This is a genomic window from Labrys okinawensis (assembly GCF_047345005.1).
Lineage (GTDB): Bacteria > Pseudomonadota > Alphaproteobacteria > Rhizobiales > Labraceae > Labrys > Labrys okinawensis.
In genome coordinates, this window is sequence record NZ_CP178864.1 from 371,675 (window position 1) to 383,962 (window position 12,288).

The 12,288-nt window shown below is 64.2% G+C and carries 6 protein-coding genes; 1 reads left to right on the forward strand and 5 read right to left on the reverse strand.

Features of this window, described 5'->3' with window-relative positions; translation table 11 throughout:
• The first annotated feature begins 18 nt into the window (after positions 1 to 18).
• Positions 19 to 4,671 carry a GMC oxidoreductase gene (locus ACMDCR_RS01820; RefSeq protein WP_413990880.1) on the forward strand — a complete coding sequence of 1,551 codons (4,653 nt, stop codon included), beginning with the start codon at positions 19 to 21 and terminating at the stop codon, positions 4,669 to 4,671.
• A gap of 47 nt (positions 4,672 to 4,718) precedes the next feature.
• Here ACMDCR_RS01820 and ACMDCR_RS01825 read toward each other — a convergent pair whose 3' ends face one another.
• From ACMDCR_RS01825 to xdhA, 5 genes are all read right to left on the reverse strand, one after another.
• A complete protein-coding gene (locus tag ACMDCR_RS01825; RefSeq protein WP_413990881.1) occupies positions 4,719 to 5,051 on the reverse strand; it encodes a hypothetical protein in 333 nt (110 codons plus the stop codon).
• Positions 5,052 to 5,231: 180 nt separating this feature from the next.
• Positions 5,232 to 7,187: a solute carrier family 23 protein gene (locus tag ACMDCR_RS01830; protein ID WP_413990882.1), complete on the reverse strand. Its 1,956-nt coding sequence runs from the start codon at positions 7,185 to 7,187 to the stop codon at positions 5,232 to 5,234.
• Positions 7,188 to 7,355: 168 nt separating this feature from the next.
• On the reverse strand, positions 7,356 to 8,249 hold the full coding sequence (gene xdhC / locus ACMDCR_RS01835) for a xanthine dehydrogenase accessory protein XdhC (protein ID WP_413990883.1): 894 nt from the start codon (positions 8,247 to 8,249) through the stop codon (positions 7,356 to 7,358).
• Entirely contained in the window at positions 8,242 to 10,611 is a 2,370-nt protein-coding gene (gene xdhB / locus ACMDCR_RS01840; RefSeq protein ID WP_413990884.1) for a xanthine dehydrogenase molybdopterin binding subunit, read from the reverse strand. The genes xdhC and xdhB overlap by 8 nt, the downstream gene beginning before the upstream one ends.
• Positions 10,604 to 12,088: a xanthine dehydrogenase small subunit gene (gene xdhA / locus ACMDCR_RS01845; protein WP_413993803.1), complete on the reverse strand. Its 1,485-nt coding sequence runs from the start codon at positions 12,086 to 12,088 to the stop codon at positions 10,604 to 10,606. The genes xdhB and xdhA overlap by 8 nt, the downstream gene beginning before the upstream one ends.
• Positions 12,089 to 12,288 lie beyond the last annotated feature (200 nt).

A 12,288-nucleotide genomic window follows, 5' to 3' on the forward strand; every position in this document is an offset into this window, starting at 1 on the left:
GGCAGGTAGGGGCGGGGAATGAGGCAAGCGGAACAAGTGGCGCAGAGCCTGCAGCAGGCGCAGAACCCGGATACGACGCCCTTCGACTATATCGTCGTCGGGTCCGGCGCCGGCGGCGGCCCGCTGGCGGCGCGGCTGGCGCTCGGCGGCCAGCGCGTGCTCGTCATCGAGGCGGGTGTCGATCCGATCGGCGACAATGAGCACTCGGAAGCTCACAGGGTCCCTATCTACAACGCCGCCGCAACGGAAGATCCAGTGACCAGCTGGGCTTTCTCCGTTCGCCAATACGAGGATGATGAGAGGCAGAAGCGAAGCACCAAATATTGTTCGCGGGACGATCCGGCGCAGAGCGGGGGAAAGGGCGGTATCTTCTATCCGCGTGCTGCGGCCTTGGGCGGTTGCACATGTCATCACGCAATGGTCTTCGTTCGTCCGAACGACTCGGACTGGGACAGTCTCGCGGATCTGACGGGTGATGATTCCTGGCGCTCCCAGACGATGCAAGGCTATTTCCCACGCCTCGAGCGCTGCCTCTACTACCAGGTCTACAAGGGATTTTTTGGGCGCCTGCTCGGCGGGATCCTGCGGTTGGTCCAGTGGCTTGCGACCTTGATCGCTCCGCGCTTTCAGCTTGATCCGAACGGCCACGGCTCCAGGGGATGGCAGCCGACGAGTTTTATCGATCCGTTGGTGATCGTCGGCATAGCGCGTCGCGATTTCATCCTGCTCAGGCTGCTTTGGGATGTGCTGTGGGCATCATTGAAGAGCAAGGTCGAGCGCCGGATTCTGTGGCGTGCTCTTGTCCGTTGGCAGATCGTGCAGTTTTTGGATCCGAATGTCCGGGCCAACTATGCCCGCTTCCTGGAATACCGCGCCCGTCTGTGCCTGATCCCAATCGGCACGGATGGCAGCGAGCGTTCCGGCCTGCGCGAATGGCTTCTCAAGGTCAGAGGCATGCATCCCGACCGTTTGGTGCTTCTGACCGGCGCACATGCGACACGCCTCGTTTTTGATCGGGACAAGGATCGGGCCTCGCCAAAGGCCGTTGGCGTCGAGGTCCTCCGTGGCGCGCATCTCTACAAGGCAAGTCCCAAGAGCGGTTCGGCAATCTCACAAGGCACCGAGCAATACTTCGCCCGGCGCGAGGTGATCGTGAGCGGTGGCGCCTTCAACTCGCCACAGCTGCTCATGCTGAGCGGAATCGGAGATGTCGGGCAACTGCAGAGCCTGGGTATCCGCGGCCTTCGGAACGCGAGGGGCCACAAGATAGCGGCCCCGATCAATCTGCCTGGCGTCGGCCGCAATCTCCAGGACCGCTACGAGGTCAGCATCATCACCAGGATGCACAAGGAGTTCGCCACTCTGAAGGGCGCCACCTTCATTCCGGGAGACAAGAATGACCCGCACCGTGCGCAGTGGCTCAGGGACAGAACCGGCCTCTACACCATCAATGGTTCCGCCCTGGCATTGCTGGTGTCGTCCAGCCGCAACCAGAACCTGCCGAATCCCGATCACCTTGTTCTCGGCGTGCCGGCTGCCTTTCGCGGCTATTATCATGGCTGGTCCCAGCAATTGCTGAAGCGCAGCATTGGAGCTGGCGAGGATGAGCGCAAATTCTGGAGCTGGGTCGTTCTCAAGGCCTACACGGACAACAATCTCGGCACGGTGACCCTCAGGACAGCCGACGCGCTGGATGTGCCTGAAATCAACTTCCGCTCCTTCTCAGAAGCGCCCGAGAAGGGGATCAACGATCGCGAGGCGATCGCCGACGTGATCAAGCGGATACGCGAGATCAATGGTGAGATCAGAGGGATTGCAGAGGAGATCCAACCCGGCGCGAAGAAGGAGAATGACTCCCATGCCTTGCGCGAATGGATCGAAGACGAGGCGTGGGGCCATCATGCCTGCGGCACCTGCAAGATCGGCGCCGACCCCTGGGAAGAGGACGTCGCAAAGCTCAAGGACAACACGGCGGTCGTCGACAGCGCGTTCCGCGTCCACGGCGTCCGTGGCCTGAGGGTGGTGGACGCGTCGGTGTTTCCGCGCATTCCCGGCTATTTCATCGTGGTGCCGACTTTCATGATAGCGGAGAAGGCAGCAGACGTGATCCTCGCAGACTCCAAAGCCTATCCCAGCAAGGTCGAGCGCCGCGAAAGCGCGGCCGTCCAGGCCCGTCGCGAGGCGGTCAAAGCGAGCCTGAACCCTCCGAAGGAGCCTGCAACCACATTGCCCGGGGACTGTATCGGCCTGGCGCTGTCGGGCGGCGGCATCCGCAGTGGGACCTATTCGCTCGGCATTCTGCAGGGGCTGGCCGCCACCAAAATGTTGCAGAGGATCGACTTCATGTCCACCGTATCGGGCGGAGGCTTCGCCGGTGCCTTCCTCGGACGGATGTTCACCCGTCAGAAAGGCGATGCCGGCGACAAATTCGCAAAAGTCGAGGCGATCCTCCAGGATGGGAGCGCGCCGGAGATCTGGTGGCTGCGCCGTCATGCCGATTATCTGGCTGGCGCCGGGTTGTCCGACCTTGAAACGAGCGTGGCCGTGCTCATCCGCAATCTCGTTTCGGTCTTCTTCTGCATCGGCCTTCTGTTCTTCGGCGTGCTCGGCGGCCTGCGCCTGATCGCGGACTTCGCCTTGCCCGTCGTCCCCAATACCTGGATGATCTGGGGTGTGCCGATCTCGCCCTGGTGGTGGATACCGGCAGCGGTGCTGGCGCTGGGCGTGCTACCCTTGTGCATCGGCTATTGGCTGACCCCCTCGGGACGGCGAAGATCGCAATATGCGCCTCTGGGCCTGCTGGCCTGGAGCGCCCTCCTGGTCGCGGCCATCACGGCCGTGCATGTTGGGGGTCTCGGCTGGTGGGGCGTGCTGGTCATCGGCATCCTCGTGCTGGCCTGGCTCTGGCAGGAGGTGGTCCGCTGGGGTACGCCATCGGAGCAGCCGGTCGTCAAGGCGTCGTGGACACGAAGCAGCGGGTACGGACGTCATCGGCTGGACAGGGCGGCGAGTCTGGCGACGCTCTATCGCAACCGCCTGGGGCGCACCCTCGGCAGTTTCCTGTTCCTGTTCGCCGCCGCCATCGTCTTCGTGCTGATCGATACGTTCGCCCGCACGGCGTTCAGCATCTCGATTGCGCCCATGATTGGCGGCCTGCTGCTTGCGGCCACCTCGCTTCTGCCTTTTGTCCGCAAGGTTGCGACGATTCTGCTCCCCAAGGATGCTCCACCCTTGTCGCCATTGCGTGCCGCGGCCAGCAAGGTTCTCCTCGTCGTCGTGGCATTCGCCCTGGCGGCGGTGCTGTTCTTCGCCATCGACGCGATCGCGCACGCGGCCATCGACGCGGGGCTGGAGATCGGCATATGGGCGGTCGCCGCGGCCCTCGGCTGCTCGGTTGCATTCGGACGCGCGATCAATTTCGTGAACCTCTCCTCGCTCCAGCAACAGCTCACCCAACAATTGGCTCGGACCTTCCTGGGCGCCTCGAACGACCGGCGCGTGCATCCGGTGGGAGCCTCCACTCCCGTCCCGATCCAGGTATCCGACGAGGACGACGACCAGTCGTTCGGCAATTATCATCCCGAGAAAAACGGCGGACCACTGCATCTGATCAGCGTCTGCGTCAATCAGACGGTCGATCATATCTCCGGCCGCCAGCTTCGGCAGAACAAGGGCCTGCCGATGTGCGTTGGACCGGCGGCGTTGAGCGTGGGCCGGCAATATCACGCGCTTTGGGAGCGCAACGCAGGCCCGCCCGGCGAATGGGCTGAGGTGCGCGCCTTGCCCGTTGTACCGGATCCGAACGCCTTCCACGTTCTTGCGAGAACCGACAGCGAAACGGCATCGGCGGAGCAACTCAGCCTGGGCCGCTGGATCGCGATATCGGCCGCGTCGCTGTCGACGGGCGCCGGGCGCACCGGCTCGCTGCCGAAGTCGCTTCTGCTTGGCCTCTTCAATTTCCGGCTGGGCTATTGGTGGAACAGCGGGATCCCCGCCTCGAAGCGGCCGAGCCGCTTTCCGCCGAACCTGTGGCGGCGCATCAAGTCACTGCCCTCGTTCATCTTCGCCACACAGGCCATGATTCTCCAGGAGTGGCGCGGATACTTCGAGGGGCCGTCGGCAAGGCGCTGGTATTTGAGTGACGGCGGGCATTTCGACAACACCGGCCTCTATGAACTCATTCGCCGCAAGTTGCCGTTTATCATCGCCGTGGATGCAAGCCAGGACAGGGACTACCGGTTCGACGACCTCTCGATCCTGGAGCGGCAGGTTGGGCTCGATTTCGATGCAAAAATCGAATGGCTCGATCCCCGGCCAATATGGGGGACGGCAATTTCATGGAGTGTTTTCGGTGCTGCCATCCCCGATTGGATCAAGAACCTGATCCGCCATCCCGAGAGGCTGGGCCGGCTTGACCAGATCAAGTGCAACGGACGCGTCGTGGCGGCGTTGGCAAAGATTACATACGAGCATGACCCGGGGAGAGTGAGCTGGCTTCTGCTCATCAAAGCCAGTCTGGCGCCAGCCGTCCCGGCGTATGTCACGAATTATGCGGTGAATCATCCGGATTTTCCCAATGAGAGCACCGTCGACCAGTTCTTCGGCGACGCTCAATGGGAGAGCTACAGGTCGCTCGGCGAAAGCGCCGCGCGGTCGCTCTTTGGCAACTAGTTCGGCTCCATCACCGCCGGCACTACCACAGGCGCCGGATGGCCTGTCTACTTCTTCCGCTTCCTCTCGGTGGTCGCGGAGCCTTCCGCCGGGGAGGAAGTAGTTTCGGCCATTTCCGTTGAACTATCTCCGCCCTCACCTTCTTCCTCAAGGGCATCTCCACCAAGACGATGCTTGATGGCAAGAGCATAGATAACATTCAGAACAGTACGGTCAGTCAAAGTTGGGTCGCTGAGCGCCAGGAAACCGGCGCGCGCAATGCGCTTGCTGTTGGCCTTCGGCACTTTCTTGACTATGAAGCTGTATAGCGCGTCGTCAGTCAGCCCGGATGTCGCTCCTTCAATCAGATAGTCGTAAATCTTTTTCTTCGCATCGCCCACGAGTCTGTCCTCTATATACGATTTGGCAAGAATCGCGCAGACCATGCGTCACGGCTTTGTCATAAACAACACCTTCATCGGGCGTAGGATAGGCGTTGTTTGTCACAAAACTGTCATATGCCTGTTATGAAAAACCCGGCGCGAGGGTCGCGCCGGGCTGTTTGCATGGAGGTCGACGGATCAGGCCGCCCGCGCGATGAATCGCGGCACCTGGGCCGAGGCGATCGGGTTGGCGTTGGCCACCAGCTTGTCGAAGCGGTGATTGGCGATCTTGGCGATCTCGATCAGGCCAGATGCCCGCTCGACAGCCGGTGAGTTCGCCATGCGCGACCAGCCGGTCTCCAGCACCCGCTCATAACGCTCGACTTCGGGAGCGCAGACGATCAGCGGGAAGCCGAACTGCTTGCGGTAGGCTACCGCAAGATCATGCACATCATTGCGCTCGTCATGATCGAGGACATCGAGGCCCGCTTGGACATGATCCTGCATGTAGTGGGTGCCGGCCTCGGCGTCGCTGCCGAGGTCTGGGAAAGAGTTCAGGAGCTGGAGTTGCTGGTCCGGCGCGCCGGTGAGCAGGGCGTCGTGGAAGGCCGAGCGCAGGGCGAGGGTATCCGCGAAGGGCTTCATCGCATAGGCGCGTTCCAGCACCCAGGGCGAATTTTCGACCAGGCCGCCGAAGGTGGCGCCGAATTCGGCCGGGGACATCGCGTTCACGTCCGCCAGGGTTACGAGCTTGCCGCCCGGCCTGCCGGCGACGTGCGCACCATGCCCGGCGCCGATATGGTTGAACACGACGTTGAGTCCGATCGCCGTCAGGGCACCGAGGGTGATGCCGGAACCGAAGATGATCTGTGCCCATTCGGGGAAGGCGTTGCCGACGAAGGGCTGCGCCGTCACCAGCATGCCCAGGCCCACGCTGGTCGAGACGATGACGATATTGTTGTGGTTGTTGAAATCGACCTTGCTGAGCGTCTGGATGCCGACCACCGCGACCGTCGCGAACATGGCGAGCGCCGCGCCGCCGAGGACGCACATCGGGATACCGTCGACGATGGCCGCCGCCTTGGGCAAGGAGCCCAGGATGATCATGATGACGCCGGCGGTGGCGACCACCCAGCGGCTCTTGACCTGGGTGAGGCGCACGAGGCCGACATTCTCGGCAAAGCAGGTGTAGGGGAAGGAGTTGAGCACGCCGCCAATGAAGGTGGCCAGGCCGTCTGCGCGGATGGCGCGGCCGATATCCTCCTCCTGGATGCGCTTCTTGACGATCTCGCCGGTGGCGTAGACGTCGCCAGTGGTTTCGACCATGGTGATGATCATGACCACGATCATCGACAGGATGGCGGTGATCGAGAAGGTCGGGATGCCGAAATAGAAGGGCGTGGTGTAGCCGAGCCACGAGGCGTCGGCGACATGGGGGAAGTTGGCCTTGCCGAGGAACCAGGCGAGGCCGGTGCCGATGACCAGGCCGAGCAGCACCGCCACCGTCTGCATGAAGCCGGTGAAGAAGCGCTGGATCAGGACGATGATGCCAAGGGTGAAGAAGGCATAGGCGAGATTCTCCATCAGCACCGGGGTCTGCATTGCCATCGGGCCCTTGCCGCTCTCGACGATGTCGGCGGCGGCGACAGGCAGGAGGGCGATGCCGATGATGAGGATCACCGATCCGGTCACCACCGGCGGAAAGAAGCGTACCAGCCTGGCGAAGTAGGGGGCGACCAGGAACGTGAACACGCCGGCCGCCAGCACCGAGCCATAAATCGACAGCAGGCCGGTGGTGCCGCCGCCGGCGGCCATGCCGATGGCGATCATCGGGCTGACGGCGGTGAAGGTGACGCCCTGCAGCAGCGGCAGGCGCACGCCGATCTTCCAGAAGCCGACCGACTGGATGATGGAGGCGATGCCGCAGGTGAAGAGGTCGGCGTTGATGAGGTGGATTAGCTGCTCGGAACTCAGTCCAAGCGCGCCGGCCACGATGATCGGCACCAGCACGGCGCCGGCATAGAAGGCCAGCACGTGCTGGAAGCCGTAAGCCGCGAGCTTGGGCAGCGGCAGCACTTCGTCGACCGGATGTATCCTGGCCGTCGGGCCATCAGCCGCGTTGGCGGCCTTGTTGGTATCTGCAAGGGTAGTCATCAAACGTCGCCCTTTTCTGGGTGGATCTCGCATCGCCCTTCTTCTGAAGAGGGCTGATGGATCGGTTGGATGGATGGTTGGTCATTGCAGATGAACCGCTCACCCCTCCAGGAATGGCGGGTGGCGCAGTTCATTTCCTCTGGTGGTCTGAGCTTGATCTGTCCGGCGTCACCCCGCTCTGGCTGTGGCGGTGTCGGCAAACTGGGACCGGCCCGTCCGCTCCATGAGCGCCGCCCTCTGGGCAAAGCAGCGGATCAACTCGGCGGCCGTGAGGCTGGCGATGATCTCCGGGCGCTTGTCGTCGACATCCGCACCGCCGATCGGACAGGTGAGGTCGCCGAGCATGGCGTTGGTACCGGAATTGCGCAGGAACTGCGCCTCGAAACGCTTGCGCTTGGTGCGCGAGCCGATCATGCCGACATAGGCGGCATCCCGCCGCTCCAGGGCTGCCTCGGTAAGACGGTAGTCGAGCGCGTGGCTGTGGGTGAGGATGACGTAGGCCGCGCCCGCCGGCGCGTCGGCGATCGCTTCCGCCGGATCCTCGAGATGGCGGATGCGGCAATTCTCAGGCAAACCGGTGAGCATGTCCTCGCGGTCGTCGACCAAAGTGACTGCGAAGGGCAGCAGCGAGAGCATGGCGGCGAGCGCCCGGCCGGTATGGCCGAGACCAAAGACCAGGATGGACGGGCGCGCCTCCAACAGGGCAGCCTCGCGGTCGCCGAGCCAGGCGGCAATCCTGATCGTCACCGGCTCAAAGCGCAGCGTGACATGACCGCCGCAGCATTGGCCCATCATCGGGCCGAGCGGCAGGTCCATGCTCTGGGCCACGAGGCCGGCCTTGGTGTCGCTGCCCTCTGCGAGCATGGAGCGCGCTACGTCGATGGCATGGAACTCGAGATGGCCGCCGCCGATGGTGCCGGCCATCTCGCCTTGCGTCACCAGCATCCGGGCATCGCAGCCGCGGGGGGTTGAGCCGAGCGCCGAAGCGATCTCCACCAGCACGGCATGCCGGCCGTCCGCTTCGGTCCGTGCGAGCAGGGCGCCGATTTCGAGGTCAACCATGACCGTGTCCTTCCTGGTCCGACGCCTTTGCCCGTAAGGCCTCGATGGCGAAGAGCACGCGTTCCGGCGTGGCCGGCGCATCGAGATTGGGGAAGATCTTGTAGTCGGCGACGCTTGCCACCGCGTCCGACAGGGCGTGCAGCACAGAGATCGGCAGCACCAGCGGAGGCTCGCCCACTGCCTTCGAGCGGTGGATCGAGGGCATGTGGTTGGGCTTGTTCAACAGGTCGATGTTGAAGATGCGCGGCCGGTCCGAAGCGACGGGGATCTTGTAGGTCGAGGGGGCATGGGTGCGCAGGCGCCCCTTGGCGTCCCACCACAATTCCTCCGTGGTGAGCCAGCCCATGCCTTGCACGAAGCCGCCCTCGATCTGGCCGATATCGATGGCCGGATTCAGCGAGGCACCGACATCGTGCAGGATGTCGACGCGCTCAACCCGGTATTCGCCGGTGAGCGTATCGACGATGACCTCGGAGGCCGCGGCGCCATAGGAATAGTAGTAGAAGGCCCGTCCGCGGCCGGCCTTGCGGTCCCAATGGATATCGGGCGTGCGGTAGAAGCCGGATGAGGACAGGTGGATGCGGTTGCTATAGGCTTCCTTGACAAAATCGGGCCACTCGATCTCGCGGTTGCCCACCCGCACGCGCCCGGGCAGGAACTCTATCTGCTCCTCGGGCACCTGGAACTTGTCGCGGGCGAAGGCGACCAGGCGTTCCTTGATGTTGTTGCAGGCATTCAGCGCCGCCATGCCGTTGAGGTCGGTGCCGGAAGAGGCAGCGGTCGGCGAAGTGTTGGGGATCTTGGCCGTTGTGGTCGGCGTGATCTTCACCATGTCGAGGTCGATCTGGAAGGCCTGCGCCACCACCTGGGCAACCTTGATGTAGAGGCCCTGGCCCATCTCGGTGCCGCCGTGGTTCACACTCACGGAGCCATCGGCGTAGACGTTGACCAGGGCACCCGCCTGGTTCTGCCGGGAATTGGTGAAGGAGATGCCGAACTTGACCGGCGTCAGCGCGATGCCGCGCCGGAAGATGCCGCCCCTGGCATTCTCCCGCGCGTTCTCCTCGCGGATCGCGGCGCGGCGGGCCTGGTAGTCGCAGGAAGCCTCGAGCTTGGCGATGATCTCGGCCGAGAGATCGCTCTCCACCGTCTGGTGATAGGGCGTGAGATTGCCCTTCTCGCCATAGAGGTTGCGCTTGCGGATTTCCAGTGGATCCTTGCCGAGTGCGTAGGCGATCTCCTCGATCATGCGTTCCGCGCCAATTACGCCTTGCGGGCCGCCAAAGCCGCGAAAGGCGGTGTTGGAGACGGTATGGGTGCGCCAGGGCTGGGCATTGAGGCGCACGGCCGGGTAGAAATAGGCGTTATCGGCGTGGAAGAGGGCGCGGTCGGTCACCGGGCCGGAGAGATCGGCGGAAAAGCCGCAACGGGCCGCGAAGATGATGTCGACGGCCAGGATATGGCCCTCGTCGTCGAACCCGACTTCGTAATCGATCACGAAATCATGGCGCTTGCCGGTGGCGACCATGTCGTCGTCGCGGTCCGGGCGCAGCTTGACGGCCTGGCCGGTCTTGCGTGCGCCAAGCGCCGCGATGGCGGCGAAGATGTTGCCCTGCGTCTCCTTGCCGCCGAAGGCGCCGCCCATGCGGCGGATCTCGACGGTGACCGCATTGGACGGCACGCCGAGTACATGGGCGACCGAGTGCTGGATCTCGCTGGGATGCTGGGTGGAGGAATAGAGCGTGATGTCGCCGTCCTCGCCCGGAATGGCGAGGGCGATATGGCTCTCCAGGTAGAAATGCTCCTGGCCGCCCAGATTCATCGAGCGCCTTATGCGGTGTGGGGAAGCAGCCATCGCCGTCTCGACATCGCCGCGGTTGAGCGACATCGGCTCGGCCACATAGTCCATGCCGGTCTTGCGCGCCTCGGCGATGGTGAGCACGGGCGGCTCTTCCTGATAGGTGATCCTGGCCTTTGCGGCGGCGAGGCGCGCCTCGTTGCGGGTGCGGGCGATCACCGCGAACAGCGGCTGGCCGTAGAACATCACCCGCTTCTCGGGGAAGATCGGGTCGTCGTGATGGTTGGAGGGGCTGACATCGTTGACGCCGGGGATGTCGTCCACGGTCAGCACGGCCTCGACGCCGGGGCTGGCCTTTACTGCGGAGAGATCCATCCCGGTGATCAGGCCATGGGCGCAATGCGACAGGCCGAGCGCGGCGTGGAGCAGGCCGGCGGGCTCGGGCATGTCGTCGATGTAGAATGCTTCCCCCGCCACATGCTTGTGGCCGGAATCGTGGCGTGTCGACTGGTGGACGCCGCCGGTGATGCTGTCACGATTCGAGGCAAAGACGGGCTTAAGCATGGGCGTCACTCTGCAGGATGCCGGCCACCCGGTGCACGGCACCGGCGGCGGTCTCGGCCTGGAAACGGCGGATCAGGTTGGCGGCCACGGCGGCGCGGTAGCGTGCGCTCGCACGCCAGTCGTCGAGGGGTGTAAAGTCGGAGGCCAGCCCCTGCGCGGCGGCTTCGGCGCTGGCGCGGTCGAAGACCTTGCCGAGCAGTGCGGCTTCGGCGGCGGCGGCGCGCTTGGGCGTTGCCGCCATTCCGCCGAAGGCGAGCACCGCCTCGATGACCTTGCCGCCGGCATCGCGCTCGAGGCGGAAGGCGCCGCAGACGGAGGAGATGTCCTCGTCGAATCGCTTGGAGATCTTGGAGATATGCACCAGTGCGCCAGGCTTGAGCTTGGGCACGCTGATTTCCTCGACGAAGTCGCCCGGCTGGCGGTCCTGCTTCTTATAGGCGATGAAGAATTTCTCCAGCGGCACGGTGCGCCTTTCGGTGCCCTGGCGCAGCGTCACACTGGCGTCGAGTGCGATCAGGAGGGGCGGCGCGTCGCCGATGGGCGAGCCGTTGGCGACATTGCCGCCGATCGTGCCGGCATTGCGCACCTGCTCGCTGCCGAAGCGGCGCAGCATCTCGTCGATCTGCGGGTCAAGAGCACCGAGCGCCTCACGGGCATCGCGTATCGAGGCGAGCGCCCCGATCACAATGCGGTCGCCCTTGTCCTCGATGCGGTCGAGCTCGCTGACGCGGGCGAGCGCGATGACCTTGGCCGGGCGCATCAGCATCTTGGTAATCCACAGCCCGACATCGGTGGCGCCGGCGACGATGGTGGCGTCGGGGTGGCTGGCGGCGAGGTCGGCGAGCTGGTCCGATGTGGCGGGAGCGAACAGAGTGCGTTCGCCGTCGCTGATCTCGACCACCTGTCGGTCGGCGATGAGGCCGAGCTTGCGGGCGACATCGGCGCGCTCGACCGCAAGGCGGTCGGCGCTGGAGGCCTCGATTTCATAGGCGCGGCCGAGGGCAGCGACGATCGGGCCATAGCCCGTGCAGCGACAGAGGTTGCCGGCAAGTGCCTCCTCGATGCGCTCGCGTGAAGGCGCTGTGTCATGGCCGAGCCAGAGCGCGGTGAGGGACATCACGATGCCGGGCGTGCAGAAACCGCATTGCGAGCCATGGAGCTCGACCATGGCCTGCTGCACTGGGTGCAGGCCCCCCGAGCGCTTCTTCAGATGCTCGACCGTAACGACATGGCAGCCATCCAGCGTGGCGACGAAGCGGATGCAGGCATTGATGGCCTCATAGCGCAGCTCGCCATGGCGAAGCCGCCCCACCAACACGGAACAGGCGCCACAATCGCCCTCGGCACAGCCTTCCTTGGTGCCCGTCAGCCGGCGTTCGTTGCGAAGCCAGTCGAGCAGGGTCAAGGTCGGGTCGAACCCTTCCAGCATCTGCATGCGGTCGTTGAGGAGGAATTTGATGGTCCGGCGCATGATCATCCATGAGTTTAGGGCGAGGCGAGACGGCCGGATTCCCGGCGTCGAGTCCTCGAAGGCACAGTCGATGAAGGCACTGAGACGAGCCGGCAGCATTCGCGCGCCTTGCTCGGTAAACGCGGCATGTTCCCGATGGCGAACATGCCTGGGGGCTGACAGCCCGGCCGATATTCAATGGGATCGGTCTTGGAGGGGGATCGGGT